The sequence below is a fragment of the Anaerotruncus sp. AF02-27 genome (assembly GCF_003465835.1).
Taxonomy (GTDB): domain Bacteria; phylum Bacillota; class Clostridia; order Oscillospirales; family Ruminococcaceae; genus Anaerotruncus; species Anaerotruncus rubiinfantis.
In genome coordinates this window covers 119,867-140,994 of the sequence record NZ_QSBX01000006.1, presented here as the reverse complement: position 1 = coordinate 140,994, position 21,128 = coordinate 119,867, and the positions used below count along the sequence as shown (strand labels likewise).

Genomic DNA, 21,128 nt, shown 5'->3' with positions numbered 1-21,128 from the left:
AATAATTTATATTGACATTGTTGAATTCTGATGATATCTTTAAGCTACCGACCGGTAGGTAGTTTACTCAAAACAACAATTTCCAGGAAAAATTGGAGGTTGTAACACATGAAAATTTTGGTTATCAACCCAAACACCTCAGAGGATATGACCAGGGACATCGGCGCTTCCGCCAGGGCTTCCGCCCGTCCGGACACCGAGATCGTCTGCACCAATCCGCTGCATGGGCCCGCGTGCGCCGAAGGCGCGCTCGACGAAGTGATGGTCTCCTACAACCTGGTAGAAGTGGTTCGCCAAGCGGAGGCCGAAGGCGGTTACGATGCCTATGTGGTTGCCTGTTTCGGGGATCCTGCGGTTGACGCGCTGCGTGAGATCACCGATAAGCCTGTTGTCGGCGTTGCGGAAGCCGCATTCCATCTCGCAACCTTCCTCTGTGGGAAGTTTGCAATCGTCAGCACCCTTCCGCGGGTACGCAAAAACATGGAGGACCGGTTGCGCCACCATGGTGTGATCGACCGTGTCGCCACCATCCGCACTCCGGATCTGCCGGTTCTCGCCTTCCACGATGATCTCGAAAACGCGCGGCGGACTCTGATCGAAGCGGCGCGCGAAGCTGTCGAGCAGGATCTTGCGGAGCTCATCATCCTCGGATGCGCCGGGATGAGCGGTTTTGCAGATATCGTCTCGAAGGAGATTGGCGTACCGGTTCTGGATACCGTGATGTGCGCGGTCAAGGTTGCTGAAAGCCTTGTTGATCTCGGTCTTAAGACAAGCAAATCTAACACCTATCAAACGCCAACCGAAAAGGTCTACAACTAAAAGTTCCGGGGGGAGGATTTCCTGTGCTTGACCTCATTATCAGCGGCGGTCACATTGTAAATGCAGACGGGTCGGTTGATGCGGATATCGGCATCAAAGACGGAAAAATCGCCTGCATCGGCAGAAAATCGGATTTCGGCCAGGCAGTTAAAACCATTGACGCCTCCGGAAAGCTTGTGATGCCGGGACTGATCGATTCCCATGTCCATATTGACGATGCGCAGGGAGAATTTTTCACCAAGGACCAGGTGGAAACCGGCACGATTGCCGCCGCCTATGGCGGAACCACTACAATGGTGCAGTTCGCCATACCCGTGGGGGATGAACGCCCGATACAGGCGCTTGAAAAACGGATGCATGCGGCAAAGGATGTGTCGGTCATCGATTATTCCTTCCATGGCGCGATCACACATCTGAATGATCAGTCGCTGGCGGATGTCCGGGACATCCTGACGGGTGGATTTCCCTCCATCAAGATGTTTACCGTCTACCGCGGGGAGGTCATGCTCGAACAGCTCGGCATCTATAAAGTTCTTCAGCTGATCGGAAAACATTGCGGCGTTGCTAAAATCCATGCGGAAAACGCTGATATGATCGAGGCAAACGTTGCGGAATATGTACGCCGCGGGCTTACCACCCCCTACTATCATCCGCTCACCCGCCCTCCGGTCACCGAAGTTACCGCAGTTGCGAACCTGCTTCCAATGATCGAAGAAACGGACGCGGCAACGGTGTTCGTACATATGACCACCTCGCAGGTCTGTGATTACATCCGCTGGGCAAAAAAACGAATGCCGGTATTCACCGAATTCTGCCCGCATTATCTGACGCTGACCGAGCAGGTCTACAGTCGTCCAGACGCGCAGAACTATATGTGCAATCCGCCGATGCGCGCCCAGGCAGATCAGGACGGCCTGTGGAAAATGGTTTCGGAAGGTCTCTGCGACGTCATCAACAGCGATCACAGCTGTTTTGATCTCGCGCAAAAAGCAAGCCACAAGGACGATTTCACCAAAGAACCGAACGGTCTGCCCGGTATTGAAACCCGCGCCGCGATCATCTTTTCAGAAGGTGTCGCAAAGGGACGCATCACCGAAAACGATTTTGTCCGGATGCTTTCGACAAACGACGCAAAGCTGATGGGCATGTTCCCGCAAAAAGGAATTCTGGCAGCCGGCTCGGATGCGGACATTGTTCTCTGGGACCCGAACGCCTCCTATGTCCTGCATGCCGGGGATCTGCATATGGGAACCGACTATACGCCATTCGAGGATTTCCATATCACCGGAAAGCTCACTCACACTTTGATTCGCGGCAATATCATCGTGGAGGATGGAAAATTTGTGGGCGACCGGTTCAAAGGCCGGATGGTGCGCCGCGGTGTGCCAATTCTCGGCTGAACAGAAATCATCCACCTCATAACTGTGTGTGAAAAGGAGGAGCATCATGAGCGACCAAATGGAGAAAAGCACCGCCGTGCAGGAGCTTGACAGCTCTACCACCCATGAAGACCTTATGCCAACCCCGCCTGAAAAACGGACCATCACTTCGGTAACCTTCTTCGTAATGTGCGTCGGCATGTACGTACAGCTGCTTTCATTTATCAACGGCGCACAGCTTTATCCCGGACTTTCTCCGAAAATGATCATCTTCGCCTGCCTTGCAGGAAACGGCCTCGTCTGGCTGCTGCTAACCCTCACCGGCGATATCGGTATCAAGCATGGCCTGCCTTACGCCATTTATCTGCGCGCCCCGTTCGGTTATAAAGGCTCCCAGGCGCCCGGGCTTGTGCGCGCTATCCCCGCGATGTTCTGGTTTGGGTTCCAGACCTATCTGGGGTCGATGGCAATCCACGAGATCGTCAAGCTCATTTTCGGAAAATCAAATCTCTGGATTATCGTTTTCCTGTTCGCTGCGGCACAAGTTGTCAACTGTGCGATGGGTGTCAACGCAATGGCAAAATTTGACTGGGTTGCCACTCCTATTCTGCTCGTTGTCGGTATCTATATCGAATACTTCCTGATCAAAAACTACAACATCACCTGGGATGTGATCAATGCGCCGGGAGACGGCAGCATGAGCGTGTTGATGGGCATTGCAATCATGGCTGGCCCGCAGACGACCATGGCGGTCAGCGTATGCGACCTGACCCGGTTTATCAAACGCAAGGAATCCGGCGGGTTTTTTGAACAGAATAAAGGCGCTATGTGCGCGCAGTTCTTCGGCATGGTTCCGGTCATCACCATGTTCGTGCTGATCGGCATGACCAGCGGAATCGCCACGGGCGAATATAATCCGATCACGGTTATGACCGTCGTATTTGCGGATAATCCCGTCATCCTCGTTCTTGCACTTTCGGCGTTCGTCGTCTTTGCACAGATCGCCACAAATACCGCTCAGAACCTGATGCCTCCGGGATACGTCCTCTCTAACCTCTTCCCGGGCAAACTGAAATACTCAACCGCCGTTGTGATCTGCGGATGTGTCGGCATGGCGATGATGCCCTGGCGGTTTGAAGCACATGTCAACATCATCCTGCTGGTCGTTGGCTGTCTGCTTGGACCGGTCGTCGGCATCATGATCGCAGACTATCACATGCTGCGTCACCGTCAGCTCAATATCAAAGCGCTCTATGACACCTCCGGCCAGTATAACTACGTCAACGGCTTTAACCCGGCGGCGTTCATCGTCTGGATTCCGGGCGCCCTCAGCGGCTTCCTCATTCCGGATTACGCATTCTTTGTCGGAATCATCGTCGGCGGAATCTGTTATTACCTGATGATGAAATTCTGGATTCTCAAAAAATATCCACAGTCTGAAATTACAGACTAACCACTTTAACTCCTCTTAAGAAAGAACAGGCTCTGCGAAAGCAGGGCCTGTTCTCTTCTGCGCTTTTTTATTATCTCAAGAGGTTCCGGGACGGTCCGTCCGTATGCCCCACCGGCTGTAAAAAGGTGCATCAATCCCAAACTGATCCAGAATCTTTCCCACGATCTGAAGGGTCATTCCGTCAAGGCTCTGGGGATTGTGGTAATAGGTCAGCACCGGTGGAAGCACCACCGCACCCGCCTCGGTCACGGTCAACATATTGCGCAGGTGAATTGCCGAAAGCGGCGTTTCGCGTGCGACGAGCACCAATTTGCGCCGTTCTTTGAGAGCTACATCTGCTGCGCGCAGCAAAAGGTTCTCCGAATAGCCGTTCGCGATGCCGGCGACCGTTTTCATGCTGCACGGCACAACCACCATGCCCGCGGTGCGAAAAGAACCGCTCGCAATCGGCGCGCCAAGCTCCGACGGGTCGTAAACCCGGTCCGCAAGCTCCTTTACCTGTGCCGCGGTCATACCGGTTTCCGCCTCGATCGTCAGTTCGCCTCCCCGCGTGATCACCAAATGTGTGCACCAGCTAGGACAGTCCCGCAGCGTCTGCAAAAGCGCGGCGGCGAGCGGAGCGCCGCTCGCGCCGCTCACGCCGATCACCAGATTCTTCCTTCCTTTCATCTTCGGCCTCCTTCGGTTCAATCCTCCGGGAAAAGCTCCGGAACAAAACGTTTGGGATCAAGCTCCATAAATTTAGCGCGTTGGAAGCGCTCCTTCTGCGCATAGGGAACCGTGCAGTCAAAGATCACCTTGCAGGAGATGCCGTTATCCCGGATTGACGGGCTGAAGTCCGGATTTTGGGAAGGGTCGAGCGGATGACAGCGCACACCGGGCAGGAAGACGGTATCAACGTCTCCCTGGTACCGGGTGTTGAGCGCCCAGAGAACGTCATTCGAATCGAACGGGTCAACATCCTCATCCACCAGAAAAACATGTTTGAGCTCTGAAAAGGCAGAAAAAGCCAGCAAAGCCGCCTGCCGCTGCCTGCCCTCGTCACTCGGCATCAGCTTTTTAAATTGGAGCACCGCCATATATTTGCCGCCGCCCGAAGAGTGGCAGTAAACATTTTGCAGCCTGCCCGGCATAGCGCGATCGACCATCTGTATGATGCTCGCTTCTGTCGGGATCCCCGCCATGTTCACATGCTCTTCGCTCGGACCGATGCAGGTCTGCATAATCGGATTTTTTCGGTGGGTAACCGCCTTTACCTTAATAAGGGGAATCGATGGGTTTGCAGGGCCAGTATAGCCCGGAAATTCCGGCATAGCCTTTCCCGTGTGGGAATTCTGATCCTCCGCTACCCGCACACCTGGTAGCAGTTCGCCTTCAATCACATATTCCGCGTTGGCGATCGCCTTTTCCGCAATCGTCACACATGGCGCAAGTTCCACCGCTCTGCCGCGGATGCCGCCTGCCACCGAAAGCTCGTTGAAGCCGAGCGGGGTCGTTGGAGGCTCGAAGCAGGCTGCAATCTCAATCGCAGGGTCCACGCCGATGCTGATCGAAATGGGCAGCGGCTTGCCTGCATCCTCCGCCTTTTTGCGAAAAACATCCAGATGCCGGGCACCCGGCACAAAATACATCGAAATTTCGTCCTTCCCCTGCAGGCAGAGGCGGTGGATCGTCACGTCTCCCTCCCCAGTCTCCGGATCGGTGGCGTAACACATCCCCATCGTGATATATGGCCCCGCATCCTCCTCGGTATTGGTCGGCGCGGGAACCAGCCTGCGCACATCAAAATCCGGATCCGACGCGTAATGCACCACTTCACGGCAGGACGCTTTTTCCGCGGATATTACAACCGGGTCAACCGGGTGATTCACCGCGCGGTTGAGCAGATAGCCAAGCTTTTCGGGCGCTTCGCCAAGCAAGAGTCCAACCCGTCTGCGGCTGGCCAGCACACCAATGGCAACACGCGCGTCCGGATGTCCTTTTACCCGATTAAAAATCATTGCCGGACCGATTTTTGTCGGACGCTTCACTGTTCCGCCAGCGCCGACATAACGATATACCCCGCATAGTTCCGCAAGCGGCTCCACCGGCTCGTCACATTCGGTGAGCTGGCCGGGAACGGTTTTCAGCAAATTCAGCGCACTGCGCAAATCGTTGACTTCATAAGCGCAAGACATAAAATACCTCCTGAGACATTTTTTGTGTCTTTATTCTAAGGTATATAGCGGCTATACAGTCAAGTGCTTCCTTTGGTTTTTTTGACCGGAATCTGAAGCTGGCAGAAATCAACATCCCGCTCCGCTTTATAAAATGTGGTATCCAAAAGGCAGGCGTCGACCGCATCCCCCACCGGTTCGTAACCGTTTTCTGAAATCCAGCAAAGCAAGCTGGTGAGGCCTTGTGTATCATAGGGCATGCCGTATTTGTTCATACAGGCATAATCCCCTGCCGCAAGCAGCCGGGTTTGTCCGGGCGCGTCAAATCCGGCAGGAATTTCCAGATAGCAACCCGCGCCCACAAGCGGATCAAGCGACCTGAACCCGTCTTTTTTCAGAATCGATCCGAACCGCTGGGATGGCGGGATATCATACGCCGCCAACACCCCCCACAGCTTCATCACCGAAAGATGCAGCGTCTTTCGGTCCGCCGAATTGTCAGGCCAGGGCATAAACACGATCCGCCGCTCCTCCAAATGCCGGATTGCCGGTATAAAGCGCTCGTCTGCTGCGCTGCAGACACTTTTATACTGGGCGATCCGTTCGCGGATCAAAACCCGCGTGCGGGACAGCGCCTCGATTTCCCGGGTAAGCGCCTTCTCCTGCCCTTCGAGGAGAGCGATCTCATCCGCCGGGTCACGATTTTTCATATGCCGTTTAATCTCCGCGAGCTTTACCCCGATCGATTTGAGAAAGCAGATTTCCCTCAGAAACGGGATCTGAGAAGCACTGTAGCAGCGGTACCCGTTTTCCCCGGTGCAGGCCGGTGAAAACAGACCGATGCGGTCGTAGTAGATCAGTGTCTGGCGCGAAATCTGATGCAGCGAAGCCATTTCCGTAATTGACAGATACTCCTTCATAAAGCGCTCCTTATTGCTGATATGCCCTTATCCGGCCAGTTTTGGCCGCCAGCCGCGGGGGAAAAGTTATGATTTTATTATACTATAAATCTCCCGTATCTTTAAGTCCATAAGGATGAAAAAGCACGAAACAGAAAGATTTCTGTTTCGTGCTAAAATAGGCAATTCAGATTTCAGTTTTATTTACCGAAATAACGGTTCAGCAACCCCTGGAACGCACAGCCATGGCGGGCCTCGTCTTTGCACATCTCGTGAACGGTATCATGGATTGCATCAAGCCCCAATTCTTTGGCTCGGGTCGCGATCTGCTTTTTACCCGCGGTCGCGCCGTTCTCTGCCGCAACACGCAGCTCGAGATTTTTCTTGGTGTCCGCAAAGACAACCTCGCCAAGCAGCTCGGCAAATTTCGCGGCATGCTCCGCCTCTTCATAAGCAGCCTTTTCGTAATAGAGGCCGATCTCCGGATAACCTTCACGATGTGCCTGACGCGCCATTGCAAGATACATACCCACTTCGGTGCACTCACCGGTGAAGTTCATGCGCAGTCCTTCGACGATCTCCGCATCGACACCAGCTGCAACACCGATTCTGTGCTCATCCGCCCAGGTCAGCCCACTGGAAGCCTGCTCTTCAAATTTGGAAGCAGGCGCTTTGCACTGCGGGCAAAACTCCGGCGGGGTATCTCCTTCATGAACATATCCACAAATTGTGCAAACAAACTTTTTCATCAGAATAGTCCTCCTTAAAATGTTTAATCACAAGCTGTCTCACTTGTTTACTACGGTTATAACTATACAACATTTGTATAGTTTAGTCAAGCCCTTTTTTCTAAAATTTACATCTTTTCTTTCAGTTTCAGAGGAAAAAGATACGAATATTTTTTGAACATGGTCAAATACTAGGATCACCGCTATATTTGAAAAGAGGTGAAACGGTAATGTCCAGAGAAACCAACAAAGCACAGAACCGCAAGAACCAGAACAGCCTGACCAACGAACAGAATTCCAACAATTTCAGCAGCCAGAATTCCAACAGCTTCAGCAATTCGGCTTCCAACAATGCCACCGATTGCCACAAGCAGAAGAATACCCAGGCAAAGAAGCAGAATAACGCGACCGACTGCGGCCGATAAATAATCGTTAACCCTGATCACGGACATCCGCGATCGAAAAAGAACCGCCGGCTCTGTCCGGCGGTTCTTTCTGCTTATTTTTCATTTAACTGCTTGAATCCGTGACCTATCACTTCGGTCGAATCGGTCACAATGATAAACGCGGCGGGATCGATCCGCTGTACAATCTTTTTCAGCTGGAAATACTGCTGGCGGCGCACCGCCACCAGGATGACCTGCGAATCGCTCTGGGTGAACGCGCCGGTTGATTTGAGCAGCGTGCAGCCCCGCTGCAGGTCCAGCATCACCCTGCCGGAGATCTCCCCTGCCTTTTTCGACATGATGTAAACCAGTTTCCCAGTATCACGGCCGTACAGTACCCCATCGATCACCCGCGAAGAGGTAAATACGGCTACCATTCCATAGAGCGCCGTTTCTATTCGCCCAAAAACTGCCGCCGAGATCAGGATTACCACAACATCGAGCCCCAGCAGCAGGCGCCCCAGCTGGATGTGCGGCATCTTCAGCTGCAGAAGCCGCGAGACAATGTCGCTTCCGCCGGTGGTTGCGCCGCGCATAAAGACAAGCGCCAACCCGAACCCCACGAGCGCACCGCCGAACAGTGCCGCGAGCAGCGCGTCCCCCTCATACTTTGGCACCAGTACCGCCACATAATCAAGCAGGAAAGAGGAGATCAGTACCGCGGCCAAAGTTTTGGCAGTGAAGGCGCGGCCGAGAAATTTCCAGCCAAGCAGGAGCAGCGGGATGTTCATGAGGAGCGAAAGTGCGCCGATCGGCGCTCCGCTCAGATAGTTGAACAGGATCGAAAGGCCGCTCACCCCGCCTAAAGCAATGTGGTTCGGCGCGATAAATGCCTGAATGCCTGACGCTACTGACGCGCAGCCCAGCGTCACAAATAAAAGGTCCAGCAATGTATCAAAAAACTGATCCGGCATCTTTGCAGCCATCCACACCCCTTCTTTCATCCCGATTTACCGCATCGTCTCCATGATCATCCGGAACAGCTCCTCAATCCGCTCCTGTTCCTCTTTCAGATAAAGATAGCCAAACAGCGCTTCCACTCCGGTTGCGCGCCGGTACTGTGCAATATCCGCATGTTTCGGCGTGCTTGACGCGCTCGCATTGCGTCCACGTTTAAAGATCGCAAGCTCCTCCTCGGTGAGCATCTTTTCAATCCGGCCGAAGGCATCCGACTGCGCGGCGGCATTTACAAGTGAAACCGCCTTCTGATGCAGCTGTCCTACCGGCATATTCGCCGCTTCCACGACCAGCCTGCGCACCAGCAGCTCGTACACCGCATCACCAAGAAAGGCCAGCGTGAGCGGGCTCAACAACTTCGGATTGCTTTGTGTCTCGATCGAAAGATCCATGCAATCCCTCCTTATCGGATGTATTCAAATTCAAAGTTCAGGATGCTGACCGTATCCCCCTCCTGAATTCCCATCTCATCGAGCCTGTCGATGATGCCGCTCTGCCGCAGGACGCGCTGAAAGTACTGCAGGCTTTCATAGTCATCCATATCGACCATGCCCAATGTAGGCATCAGCCAGTCGGCCTCCACAATATAGACGCCATCCTCCACCCGGATGTCGAAGACATTGCGCGCAAACCGCTCAGTTTCCGCGAGCGGGACATGTTCAATCTCATATTGCTTGATCGGCGGCAGCGTGTCGAGCCTTCGGGATACGGCATAGATCAGCTCCTTTGTCCCCTGCGCGATCGGCGCACAGATTTCATACATCTCGTAGCCCTGCGCCTCTACAAAAGCGCGGAAGCCCGCGAGCTGCTCCTCTGTCGCCATGTCACATTTGTTCGCCGCGACAATCTGCGGGCGGGATGCCAGATCCGCATTGAAATTTGCGAGTTCCTCGTTGATCTTTTTGAAGTCATCAATGGGATCGCGTCCTTCCGAGCCGGAGACGTCGACCACATGCACGATCAGGCGGCAGCGCTCAACGTGACGCAGGAACTCGTGCCCCAACCCGACGCCTTCGCTCGCGCCTTCGATGAGGCCTGGGATATCGGCCATGACAAAGGATTTCCCCTCCTCCACCGACACGACCCCCAATACCGGCGTCAGTGTGGTGAAATGGTAGTTCGCAATCTCCGGCTTTGCCGCGCTTACAACTGAAATCAGCGTGGATTTTCCCACGTTCGGGTAACCGACCAGTCCCACGTCAGCCAGCAGTTTCAATTCCAGCACAACCTCATACTCCTCGCCCGGAAGGCCGGGCTTCGAGAAGCGCGGAACCTGCCGGGTCGCGGTGGCAAAATGCATATTGCCCCAGCCGCCTTTGCCGCCCCGCGCAACCACAACCGGCTCATCGGTCGAAAGGTCTGCCATGACGCGGCCGCTTTCCGCGTGCCGCACAACCGTCCCCTTCGGCACTTTGATCACCAGGTCTGACGCGCTTTTTCCGCTGCTGCGCTTGTTGCTGCCCGGCTGGCCATTCTGTGCAAAATAACGTTTCTTATATTTAAAATCCACCAGCGTGGAAAGGTTGGTGTCTGCCACGAATACCACGTCTCCACCGCGGCCGCCGTCGCCGCCGTCCGGGCCGCCCGCCGCCACATATTTTTCCCGGTGGAAGCTGACCGCGCCGTTGCCGCCGTCGCCGGCTTTGATGCGGATTTTTACCTTGTCAACAAACATGCTGCTCTCCTTTATCATACGGGTTAAAAATAGTGTTCCTTCCCGTTTGGGCAATATGCCCGTAACGAACAAAAATCCCGAGTGGATACCACTCGGGATTTTACCTTTATGGGTTACTGAACCGGAACGATCGAGACCTTTTTGCGGTCGCGTCCCATGCGCTCAAAACGGACTTTGCCGTCAGCCAGCGCGAAGAGAGTATCGTCGGAACCAATACCAACATTGGTGCCCGGATGGATGTGTGTACCTCTCTGCCGGACGAGAATGTTGCCGGCGAGGACAAACTGGCCGTCCGCACGCTTCACGCCAAGGCGTTTCGCTTCGGAATCGCGGCCGTTCTTAGTGGAACCTACACCTTTCTTATGTGCCATGAATAAACACCTCTGCTTTCTTCGTTTGGATTAAGCCTGAATCGACTGGATTTCAACTTTTGTATAGGGCTGTCTGTGGCCCAGCTTGCGGGCGGAACCCTTTTTCGGGCGGTAGGTGAAAACGGTGACCTTTTTGCCCTTTCCGGTTTTGATCACCTTTCCGGTGACGGTGGCGGCACCGCCGATCTCAAATCCGTCGTCCTTGCCGACCGCAAGAACGTCAAAGTTGACGGTCGCGTCAGCTTCAGCATCGAGCTTCTCGACGTAGATGACGTCGCCTTCCGATACGCGGTACTGTTTTCCGCCGGTGCGAATGATTGCGTACATACTGTTTCCTCATTTCATCAGACTCGCTGTCAACAGGCGGCACCGACTGGGCGCACTTTTAGCCTGGAACATGCGGCATGAATTATTTTATCACAACGCAGAGGGCCTGTCAATATCTTCCCAAGACTTTTGTGTTTTTAGAGGCGGGTTTACCGCTTCGCGGCATTGATGGTGTTTTTCATCAGCATGGTGATGGTCATCGGGCCGACGCCGCCCGGCACCGGCGTGATCGCGCCAGCGACCTCACAGACCGAATCGAAGTCCACGTCGCCGCAGAGCTTGCCGTTCTCGTCACGGTTCATGCCCACGTCGATCACCGTCGCGCCTTCCTTCACCATGTCGGCTGTGACAAATTTCGCCTTGCCGATCGCCGCGACCAGAATATCCGCACGGCGGCAGACTTCCGCGAGATTCTTTGTACGGCTGTGACAGATGGTCACGGTGCCGTTTTCGTGCATCAGCAGCATTGCCATCGGTTTGCCCACGATGTTGCTGCGCCCGATCACAACACACTCCTTGCCTTCCACCACGATACCCGCGGAATGAATGAGCTCCATCACGCCCGCCGGTGTGCAGGGCAGGAACTTGTAGTCCCCGATCATGATTTTGCCGACGTTCGCCGCGTGGAACGCGTCCACATCCTTGTCCGGCGAAATCGCCGCAATCACCTGCTTTTCGTCCAAATGCTTCGGCAGCGGGAGCTGCACCAGAATACCGTCGATATCCGGTTTTTTATTGAGCTTGTCCACCAATGCGAGCAGCTCCTCCTGGGTTGTCTCCTCCTGCAGCGCGTATTCCTCCGAATACATCCCAAGTTCCTCGCAGGCCTTCTTTTTGTTTCGGACATAGACCTTTGACGCGGGATCCTCTCCCACGATCACCACCGCAAGTCCCGGCGTGATCCCGTCCTCCGCAAGAGCTGCCACTTCTGCCTTCAAATTCTCACGCAGCGCGGCGCTCACCGCCTTGCCGTCAATCAGTTTTGCTTTCATCCTTTGGTTCCTCCTCATCGGCCGTATCGGTGCCTTCCGCTATTTCGTTTTCCGGGCTCTGTGCTTTCTCCGCCTCAGAGACCGTCTCTCCTTCAAAGATGGTGCTCTCCTTCGGGCCGTCCTCATCCGGATGACGTTTGCGGTAAAACTGCCCGCTCAGAACAGCTTGTCCTTCTTCGGTGTGGACATAAAGTTTCAGATATTCCGGATCGTTCACAGTTTTAATCTTATTGCGAACGTATAGCAGCACGAGCAGTGACGCCAGCGTAAGGACAGCGGCCAGCGCCTGAGAGACGCGCACATTCCCAAGCATCAGGCTGTCGGTGCGCAGCCCCTCAATAAATGCGCGCCCAAGGCCGTACCACGCGCCATAGATGAGCACCAGCTCGCCGTCGAAGCGGCGGTGCTTGGTATAGAGCGCGAGGATGAGAAACCCGATCAGGCACCAGACCGACTCATAGAAAAAGGTGGGATGCACCGGCATCGACGGATCGACCGTCACGCCGACGGCGGCAAGAGCCGCCTGATGGTTGGTGAGGTAAGCGGTGATCGACGGACTCGCCATGCCCCATGGCATCGCTGTATTCGAACCGAACGCTTCCACATTGATAAAGTTGCCCCAGCGCCCGATCGCCTGTGCAAGGATGAGGCCGGTCATCGCAACGTCAGCCATTGGCAGAAGCTTTACCCGCCGCCAGCGGCACATCAGGATTCCCACAAGGAATCCGCCGATCACGCCGCCGTAGATGGCGATGCCGCCTTCGCGGATGTCAAAGATTTTGAGCCAGTTGTCGGCGTACATCTCCCAGGAAAAGATTACATAGTAGAGCCGCGCGCCGATGATGCCGCCGATCACCGCGCCGATAATCACATCGAGCGCCCGGTCCGAGTCAAGCCCAAAATCGCGCACCCGCCAAAGGATATAGCAGATCGCGGCCAGGAAAGCCGCCGCAAAGATGATGCCGTACCAGTAAATGTTCATGCCGCCGATCGTAAAAGCCACCCGGTTGAGGGTGATCTCCCCGATACCAAGGCCGGGAAAAGAAACGACCTGTTCCATATTGTCAGCTCCTCACTATTGCCAGTTTTTCGGTCAATTATCAGCCTTCCTGCGGGTATACGATCGAAAGAGCGGATTTCTCCGGGTCGAACGCGACCGCCAGCCGTTCGTTCATCTGCTCGATGGTCGCGTTTGCCACGATGTCAAGGAACACATAGATGTTGTCCATCCCACCAAAATAAGAGGTGGTCATCAAGCCCGCGACCGATTCTGTACGGCTGTACATGCCAAGATAACGCCCATAGGTGGCGCGGCGGGTAAGCTCGAACAACCGCTCATCCACGCCGTCTTTTCGCATGCGGCGGATTTCCGCTTTGATCTCTTCGGCAACCTTATCGGGATCGTGACTTTCGCCCGCGAAGATGGTGTACATATAATCGCGGCCGGCAGTGGCTTCGGTCGCAAAGGTCGCATTGATGAGCCCCGCGTCGTAAAGCCGGCGATAAAGCGGACTCGCTTCCCCTGCGATCACATCGATCAGAATTTCATCGAGCACCTGGTTTTGGAGGTTGCCCGGCATCCCATAGTTTTTGCCTTTGAAACCGAGCTGAAAGAGCGGGATCGCAACCGCGAGCTTCTGTTCCACGCGCGGCTTATAAACCCCTTCCGGCTCAGCAAAGGTGCGGCGGGTGATCTCGATCGGCTTTTCATCGGGCTTCAGCACGCGGTCAGCCACTTCAAGCACCGTATCCACGTCAAAATTTCCGGCAATTGAAAGCACCATGTTATTCAGGTTATAGAAGGTGCGATAACAGCGATAGAGCAGTTCGTGATCAATCTTTGCAATCGATTCGACCGTACCCGCGATATCGATGCGCACTGGATGGTTTTGATAGAGCGCGCCGAGCAAGTTGAACATCACACGCCAGTCCGGATCGTCGTCATACATCCGGATCTCCTGTCCGATGATCCCCTGTTCCTTTTGGACCGACTCCTTGGTGAAGTAGGGACGGCGCACGAAGTCAAGCAGGATCTCAAGCGACTCCGCAAAGTTATCGGTGCAGGAGAAAAGATACGCGGTGCGGTCAAAAGAAGTATAAGCGTTGGCGGAGGCGCCGGTTTTTGCATATTTCAAAAAGGCGTCCCCATCTTCATTTTCAAACATTTTGTGTTCCAGAAAATGGGCGATTCCCTCCGGAACATCCACAAAGTCCACGTCGTCCTGCGTTTTAAACCCGGTGTCGACCGAGCCGACGTTGGCGGTAAAAGTCGCATAAGCGGTGGAATAGCCCTTCATTGGGCAGAGCAGCATGGTGAGGCCGGAACGATGCCTCAATCGGATCATCTGCTCGCCAAGCCGTTCCGAATGGATGGTTTCTCTTTCCATGGTCACGCATCCCCCTTTCCAGTCAGGAAGTAAACCGTGTCCAGCGTGACCTGGTTCGCGGCTTTTATAATCGCTTCGCGGGTAACCGTATCGATCAGGGCAATCTCATCCGCTGGGGAGCTGCTTCCGCCATCCATCACCTGAGTCAGGTACCACTCCTCGGTCGCGCCGAGCGAATCGGTCACCGAACGCAGGGCGTTTTGCAAAAGCAGTTTTGTCGCGGTGAGCTCGTCATCGGTAAATTCGCCGCGCTGCATCACTCCAAGCTGGTTTAGAATTTCGTCCTGCGCCTTTTGCTTGTTGACTTTTTCCACACCGCTGTCGACCATCATCAGGCCGGTCAGCCGGTCGAAGCGCGCCGCGCAGTAGTAACAGAGGCTCAGCTTCTCGCGCACATAGGTGAAAAGCCGTGAATTCGGCGTGCCGCCAAAAAGCGCCACCATCATGCGCATCGCGCCGAAAGTCTCCTGGTCGCGGATTGCCCCTGTTCGGAAACCCAGCACCAGCTTCGACTGAGCGACATCGAGCTCCTCTTTTGTCTCCTTCGGCTGGTCCGCCTGCGGACGGGTGACGTACTTTTCCATCCGGGCAGGGCTGCGCCTGACCTTTGCGAACGCGTCTGTGAAAATTTTCTTCGCGGTAGCGGGATTTCCGCAACCAACAAACGAAATCTCCACCTGCGCCGTTTCAATCGCCTTTTCATAAGCAGCCGCCGCGCTCTCCGGCGTAATCTTTTTCGCGTCGTCGATATAGCCGTACTTCTCAATAGCGAGCGGCTCCCCTTCACACATCAGCGCCTTGCATCTGCTGAGCGCGTAAACACGTTTGTCATTGATCTGGCCTTCAATCGTATCCATCAGCTGCTGACGTTCTGTTTCGACATCCGTTTCAGGGAAAAGGCCGTCCGCGCCGAAGTTCGGCGCGAGCAGGACATCGGTGAGCAGGCCCGCGCATTCAGCGGCCATCGTTTCTCCGCCGAGAGTGAAACGGTCGTCAATCCCATAAATGGAAAGCTCCAGCACCTGGTAAGCGCCAAACTTGCTCACATCGCAGGAAAGCGAAGCGCCATAGAGCTCACAAAGCTTCTGATTGAGCTTTGTAAAGTCCGGACAGCTTTTGCATCCCTTGCGCAGCAGGAACGGGAGCACCGCATTGACGGTGACGCTTTCACGGCAAAGCGGAAGGATCAGGTTTACCGTTATGCGGTTGTGTTTGAATTTGGGATCGGTAACCTGGTAAAAATGAACGCCGTCACCGATCTTCTCACGTAGGAACTGATTCTCCATGCAATGATCTCCTGTCTGAAAATTCAGTAGAATCTATTTTGGTTTTTTATAGAGTAATATTATAGCACATTTTGACCTGCCTGTACCATCTTTTTCAGAATGTTAACAGAACATTATGATTTTTCCCATCCAGCGGAATTTTTCCCGCTGGGGTGCCGTCCACAGTGATGCTTTCCACCCCGGTTTTCATGACTTCCAGCTCAATTTCATACCCGCTCCTGCGCACCTGCGCGGAAAAACGTGTCCAGCCTTCCGGCAGCCGCGGGAAAACCTCCAAATGATCCCCACAGAAACGGATCCCCAGAAGCGTTTCCACCACGGCGCGGTAGTACCATCCCGCTGCGCCGGTGTAGATGCTCCAGCCGCCATGTCCGTAGCAATTCCGATGGGTATAGATGTCCGCTGGCATATAATACGGTTCTGTTTTGAATGCCTGCGCCAGTCCCGCGTCGGTACAGCGCCCGGCGGGATTCAGATAACTGAGCAGGCGGTAACCTTCGTCTGTACGCCCGGCTTCCAGCATCGCCATCGCAAACCAGATGGCTCCATGAGTGTATTGACCGCCATTTTCCCGGATTCCGGTGGGGTACGCCTTGATATAGCCGGGATTATTCGTCGACTGGTCAAATGGCGGTGTGAACAGTTTTATGATTTGTCCCCGGTCATCCACAAGCCGCTTTCGCGCCGCATCAAGGGATTCCATTACGCGGGCATTGTCCGGCATTCCGCAGAATACCGAAAAACTCTGGGCAAGCAGATCGATTCTGCATTCGCTGTTCTCCCGGCTTCCGACCGGTGTCCCATCATCAAAAAAGGCGCGCAGATACCATCCGCCGTCCCAGCAGTTCTGATCGATGCTTCCGCGCAGATTCTCCGCGTTCCCGCGGAAAACACTCGCCCGGTAGCTGTCGCCGCGCGCCTCCAGAATTGGCGCAAACCGGTCAAAAACAATCGCAAGGAACATCCCGAGCCAGACGCTTTGACCCTTTCCCTGGGTCCCGATGTTCGAAAATCCGTCGTTCCAGTCTCCACAGCCGATCTTTGGGATCCCCTTGTCGCCCAAATTGCAGGCGTGCTCGATCGCACGTACGCAGTGAAAAAAAACCTCCTCCTTCATGGCGGACGCATGCACCCGCTGGTATCGTTCCTGTTCGCCCGGGCCGAGCGGCTCCCCTTCGCAATACGCAACCGGGATTGACAGGATGCTTTCATCCCCCGTGGCCTTCAGATAGTCACAGACCACAAGCGGCAGCCAGACAAGATCGTCCGAAAAGGTTGTGCGCACCCCCCTGACCCCGCCTGGCAGGTCGTGCCACCAATGCAGTACATCCCCTTCGGGGAACTGCGCCGCGCAGCAGCGCAGGATCTGCTCTTTTGTCAGTTCCGGATCGATCAGCAGGCAGGCCGCCGCATCCTGCAGCTGGTCACGAAAACCATACGCACCGGAACACTGATAGAACGCACACCGTCCGAACAATCTGCCCGCTACCACTTGATGCGGCAAAAATCCGTTTACAAAGTGATTGAGCGCAAGATCGGGCGTGGCGATCGAAATACCGGGGCGGACGCCGCCGGATGGCGGCAGCACCCCGGTTGCAAGTTTAACGGCGGCATCACGTTTTGCGGCAGCAGCGAGGATAAAGCGAATCTTTTCCCTGCGGCGCGGCGGCAGGCGTTTGCGCACAACCGTCCCGGCGATCGGATCATTGTTGGGGAGCAGTTCCCTGGCCGACCAGTCGCCTGACCAAAACGCAGTGCGGTCTACTGTATAACTGGGATGCTCGCCCGGTGTACAAACCGCCGCATATGCAGGCAGTTCCATTGTATAGGGATTATGCAGGGTAAGGCAGCCGTTCTCCTGTGTGAACTGGGTATATTTCGCTGTGAGTCTGCTCACACCAAGCACCGGCTCAATCACATAGGCACAGATAATCTCCACCTCCTCATCAGTATCATTTTGCAGCGTCACGTCCATTATTTTCAGGCTTTCCGTTTCCGCCACCTGCACCTGCAATTTGGTGCGGATTCCTCCTGCCATCCCGTCATACCAGGCGCCTGCCGGAGAAAAAGATGCGCGTGCCCCGCAGCAGAGATCATAAATTTCTTCCCCAATGCGCAGCAGCATCCGTTCTCCGTCATTTCCTGTTGCAATATCGTTCTGCCAAGGGGTCAGCCTGCACTCACGGGCATTCTGCCACCAGGTGTTTCCCAATCCGCAGTCATGCAGCAGTGTCCCGAAATTGCGGTTCGCAAGGATGTGTGAGAATGGAAGCGGCGTCACTCGTTCCACATAAAAACGGCCCTTTACATATGCGCCGCCGACCAGATCGAATCGGCCCTCCTCCTGTGGGATTGGAAGCGGACTCGTATGCAGGACGGCCATCGGCGAGAAACCTTTTATTGTTCCGGCGTTTCTTTCCGCTCCCGCCGTATGGCATGCCGCGGCGCGCAGAGCCGTGACCAGTTCCGGTTCATAAGCAGCCGGATCGATTTTTCGCACACCTTGCGGCAGTGCGAGCTCCGGTCTGCCGAGCACACAAAGATCAAAATCCAACCGGTGCAGTTTCATAGCCTGCCAGAATTCAGCGTAGGCCAAAAGGCACGCTTCATCCGGTTTCTTCTCCCAGTCGAACACCACAATCGGCAGGTCTCCCGAAATTCCAAGCGACCAGAGCGCATCCTGTCCACGGCTATTTTCCGCAAGTGCTTTCTGCTGCGTTTCGTCCGCTTCTGCACCAAAAAGCAGATCCGGCAAGACTTCCATCCCGATGCGCCCGGTGATCGAACGGTTGAGAAAAAGTGACTGTGCGGCCGTCCTGCCGCCGTCCCGGATGGTGAGCAGATTCCCGATGCTTTCCGCTTGGGTCGGTGCGCAGGAAAGCAGTAAACCAACCGTCTCCTCCCCATGTGCCGGCACCACCAGCGTGACACGCAAAGCACAGCAGCCGTCCGGCGTAGCAGTTTTCCCGGTAAGCGGCGCGGTATCGAAGCGCAGCAGATGCGCAAGCCCGTCTGGATAGGGTGTCACTTCTTCCCGCCGCAAGGAGAAGTTGTACTCCACCGTCTGCTCAAAACCCACTGAAAGATGCAGCCCATCGGTACAGTCGCGGTGGCGGCGCAGAAAGTGGATCGTATCGGTCGCGGCATCCCGCTCCCCCAGCACGAACAGCTTTGAAAAAGCCGGATGCGCGGCATATTCACTCTCCCGCGAAAGGACCGGTTCAAAATAGAAAAGCAACTCGGCCACCGCCTTGTTTCCTGTGTGGTTGCGTACGGTCGCGTCACACCGCGACACCGGTAAAATCCCATCGAGCGTAAAGCGCTGTTCGAGCTCCGCCGTCCCAGCCTTGGCCGAAAAGGAAACAAACTCCGGTCCGAAGGTGCAGTGCCTTTCCACACCGCTTTGATAAAACGGCGCTTCTGACGCGGCAACCGTTTCTCCGTTCATCCGCAGAACTGAAAGGATTCCCTGTCCATGTAGGAGCGCGTCCCGCGAACGTCGGGTAACGTCATTGTCTCCATACCGCAGAAAGCTCACTCCAGTACTCGAAAAGGCATGGGACATCACGCCGTTCGCAAGCAGCGCCGCCTTTGGCGAAAGTGCCGAAACCGGCGGGCTGATTGTTTCGTTTTCCTTTGGCGCGGATTTTGTCCGCTCATTGTTTTCCGGTTTCATCTGGTCATACACCACCGCATCCTTTGCAATTTTTTCCTGCAGAAAGTCCCGTGCCGCCGCCATTGCATGGTCACGCATGAAACGTTTCTGCATCACATTTCCGAGCAGCGCGTTCGCGCAGGCGATCATACTCATCCCAACATGATGCGCCATATAGGAACGCACGATTGCATACCGTTCTCCTTGCGGCACCCGCACCGGCGTAAAGTCAGCCGCCTCATAAAATCCATATTGCCCGGTGATCCCCATCCTTTCAAGCCGCTCGAGGTTTTGCATGCTCGCATCCGGGTCGAACGGCAGGGTCAGGAAGCTTGCATATGGTGCAACAACCAACTCGCGGTCGAGTCCCTGCTTCACTCCGAGCTTCTGAACGCCATGCGCTTTATACTGATAGTTGAGCGCCTCGTCAAAGGCAAAATATCCGCTTTCGCTGATGCCCCATGGGACGCCCGCCTGCCGGGCCCGCTTTTTCTGACAGTAGATCGCATACTGCATCGCCTCTCCGAGCAGCGAGCCCTCGTATACAGGCAGCAGCAGATGTGGCATGAAGTATTCAAACATGGTCCCGGTCCAGGAGACTGGCCCGGCGTAAACTCCGCTGCGGCTCATTGTACGGTTCAGCGCCCGCCAATGTTTGCGGGAGGCCTGCCGGGTTGCGATCGCATAATAACTAAGAGTCCGTGCTTCGCTCATCAGGAAATCGTAATGAGAACCCACCTGGTTCCCGTTTTGATCCACGCCGATCGAAAAAAGCCGCCGTCTGCGGTTATAGAAGATCGAAAGGTCGGTTCCCTGTAGGATCTTTTCGATCCGCTGCGCAATTTCACGCAGCAGCGGCTCCTGCGGCGCATATTCAAGGACGCCTTGTCTGAGCGCGACAAGCGCGCAGAGGTAGTTTCCGCTGTCCACCGCCGAAATAAACCCGTCCGGCAGTACCCGCAGGTCATCGGTCGCATACCAGTTATAGAGGTTTCCATGGAAGGTTTCGAGGGACTCAACCGTTTCAAAGGTACGGTCAAGTCGAAGATAAAGTTCCCTGCTGTCGAGCAGGTGAAAATCCCGCGCCGCCAGCAGAGACAGAAGCATCATTCCGATATTGGTCGGCGAGGTGCGCCGCGCCACTGTCTTTTTCGGAGAAAATTGGACATTGTCTGGCGGCAGGAAATGATTTTCTTCGTTTGCATAATCCTCGTAGAACCGGAACATCTGCGCGCACCAGGAAAGGATCCGTTCACGCTGAACAGGATCAGGCACTGGGTGCCGCTCCACTGTACGCCGCGCCGTCATGACGGCCAACGGCGCGTAGAGCAGGAATAGCCCGCCGCAGAGTTTGACGATCAGATGTGTTCTCGGCGCAAATATGAGCAGAAGAAGCCCCAATAGTTCAGAAATCCAGCTGCGCCGCGCCGCATCCGAAAATGAAACTTCCCTCAGTTCTCCCTGCGCGGCAGTTGTCCATTGCAGGAGGTTTTTCCGTGAGACAAGCATTCGCCAGAGGGTGCGAAAAACCGCGTCGAGCGTCACAACCGCCTGTTGGGCCGCCATTACGAAGGACAGCAGCGCCTGCCCGGCCAGCT

General features: G+C 55.1%; 18 protein-coding genes. 4 read left to right on the top strand and 14 right to left on the bottom strand.

Translation table 11 applies throughout. The features are described 5' to 3' along the window. Positions 1 to 108: 108 nt before the first annotated feature. From DWV16_RS07280 to DWV16_RS07270, 3 genes are read left to right on the top strand one after another with little or no spacing between them, the layout of a single operon-like run. On the top strand, positions 109 to 819 hold the full coding sequence (locus DWV16_RS07280) for an aspartate/glutamate racemase family protein (protein WP_118478481.1): 711 nt from the start codon (positions 109 to 111) through the stop codon (positions 817 to 819). Between the two features lie 23 nt (positions 820 to 842). Continuing rightward, a complete protein-coding gene (hydA, locus tag DWV16_RS07275) occupies positions 843 to 2,219 on the top strand; it encodes a dihydropyrimidinase (RefSeq protein ID WP_079988306.1) in 1,377 nt (458 codons plus the stop codon). Between the two features lie 46 nt (positions 2,220 to 2,265). Next, positions 2,266 to 3,651: a cytosine permease gene (locus DWV16_RS07270; RefSeq protein WP_079988307.1), complete on the top strand. Its 1,386-nt coding sequence runs from the start codon at positions 2,266 to 2,268 to the stop codon at positions 3,649 to 3,651. 75 nt (positions 3,652 to 3,726) lie between these two features. On the opposite strand, the gene DWV16_RS07265 is transcribed toward DWV16_RS07270, so the two are convergent. The 4 genes from DWV16_RS07265 to DWV16_RS07250 all read right to left on the bottom strand — a co-directional run bounded on the left by DWV16_RS07265 (position 3,727) and on the right by DWV16_RS07250 (position 7,455). After that, a complete protein-coding gene (locus DWV16_RS07265) occupies positions 3,727 to 4,320 on the bottom strand; it encodes a UbiX family flavin prenyltransferase (protein ID WP_118478479.1) in 594 nt (197 codons plus the stop codon). A gap of 17 nt (positions 4,321 to 4,337) precedes the next feature. Continuing rightward, positions 4,338 to 5,828, bottom strand: coding sequence for a UbiD family decarboxylase (locus DWV16_RS07260; RefSeq protein WP_066459741.1), 1,491 nt, complete (start codon positions 5,826 to 5,828; stop codon positions 4,338 to 4,340). A gap of 59 nt (positions 5,829 to 5,887) precedes the next feature. Continuing rightward, positions 5,888 to 6,727: a MerR family transcriptional regulator gene (locus DWV16_RS07255; RefSeq protein WP_118478477.1), complete on the bottom strand. Its 840-nt coding sequence runs from the start codon at positions 6,725 to 6,727 to the stop codon at positions 5,888 to 5,890. A gap of 179 nt (positions 6,728 to 6,906) precedes the next feature. Further along, positions 6,907 to 7,455 (bottom strand): NADH peroxidase, encoded by a 549-nt coding sequence (locus DWV16_RS07250; protein WP_066459745.1) that lies wholly within the window; start codon positions 7,453 to 7,455, stop codon positions 6,907 to 6,909. A 209-nt stretch (positions 7,456 to 7,664) separates the two neighbouring features. Here DWV16_RS07250 and DWV16_RS07245 point away from each other — a divergent pair, with 209 nt between their 5' ends. Further along, positions 7,665 to 7,859, top strand: a complete 195-nt coding sequence (locus tag DWV16_RS07245; RefSeq protein WP_066459746.1) for a hypothetical protein — start codon at positions 7,665 to 7,667, stop codon at positions 7,857 to 7,859. Between the two features lie 74 nt (positions 7,860 to 7,933). Here the strand turns inward: DWV16_RS07245 and DWV16_RS07240 are convergent, their stop codons facing one another. The 10 genes from DWV16_RS07240 to DWV16_RS07195 form a co-directional block, all read right to left on the bottom strand. Next, positions 7,934 to 8,806, bottom strand: coding sequence for a YitT family protein (locus tag DWV16_RS07240; RefSeq protein WP_066459748.1), 873 nt, complete (start codon positions 8,804 to 8,806; stop codon positions 7,934 to 7,936). Positions 8,807 to 8,830: 24 nt separating this feature from the next. Beyond that, positions 8,831 to 9,229, bottom strand: a complete 399-nt coding sequence (locus DWV16_RS07235) for a Mini-ribonuclease 3 (protein WP_118478473.1) — start codon at positions 9,227 to 9,229, stop codon at positions 8,831 to 8,833. A gap of 11 nt (positions 9,230 to 9,240) precedes the next feature. Then, complete coding sequence (obgE, locus tag DWV16_RS07230) at positions 9,241 to 10,512, bottom strand: GTPase ObgE (protein WP_118478471.1); 1,272 nt, start codon at positions 10,510 to 10,512, stop codon at positions 9,241 to 9,243. 113 nt (positions 10,513 to 10,625) lie between these two features. Then, complete coding sequence (gene rpmA / locus DWV16_RS07225; RefSeq protein ID WP_066459753.1) at positions 10,626 to 10,883, bottom strand: 50S ribosomal protein L27; 258 nt, start codon at positions 10,881 to 10,883, stop codon at positions 10,626 to 10,628. A gap of 30 nt (positions 10,884 to 10,913) precedes the next feature. Then, positions 10,914 to 11,210 carry a 50S ribosomal protein L21 gene (gene rplU / locus DWV16_RS07220; RefSeq protein WP_066459755.1) on the bottom strand — a complete coding sequence of 99 codons (297 nt, stop codon included), beginning with the start codon at positions 11,208 to 11,210 and terminating at the stop codon, positions 10,914 to 10,916. A 149-nt stretch (positions 11,211 to 11,359) separates the two neighbouring features. Continuing rightward, entirely contained in the window at positions 11,360 to 12,202 is an 843-nt protein-coding gene (folD, locus tag DWV16_RS07215; RefSeq protein WP_066459757.1) for a bifunctional methylenetetrahydrofolate dehydrogenase/methenyltetrahydrofolate cyclohydrolase FolD, read from the bottom strand. Beyond that, positions 12,183 to 13,262 (bottom strand): prolipoprotein diacylglyceryl transferase, encoded by a 1,080-nt coding sequence (lgt, locus tag DWV16_RS07210; protein ID WP_066459759.1) that lies wholly within the window; start codon positions 13,260 to 13,262, stop codon positions 12,183 to 12,185. The genes folD and lgt overlap by 20 nt, the downstream gene beginning before the upstream one ends. A 40-nt stretch (positions 13,263 to 13,302) precedes the next feature. Beyond that, a complete protein-coding gene (gene yfmH, locus DWV16_RS07205) occupies positions 13,303 to 14,589 on the bottom strand; it encodes an EF-P 5-aminopentanol modification-associated protein YfmH (protein ID WP_118478469.1) in 1,287 nt (428 codons plus the stop codon). A 2-nt stretch (positions 14,590 to 14,591) separates the two neighbouring features. Beyond that, a complete protein-coding gene (yfmF, locus tag DWV16_RS07200) occupies positions 14,592 to 15,875 on the bottom strand; it encodes an EF-P 5-aminopentanol modification-associated protein YfmF (protein ID WP_118478467.1) in 1,284 nt (427 codons plus the stop codon). A 94-nt stretch (positions 15,876 to 15,969) separates the two neighbouring features. Continuing rightward, a partial coding sequence (locus tag DWV16_RS07195) for a GH36-type glycosyl hydrolase domain-containing protein (RefSeq protein WP_305000070.1) occupies positions 15,970 to 21,128 on the bottom strand: 5,159 nt, incomplete at its 5' end.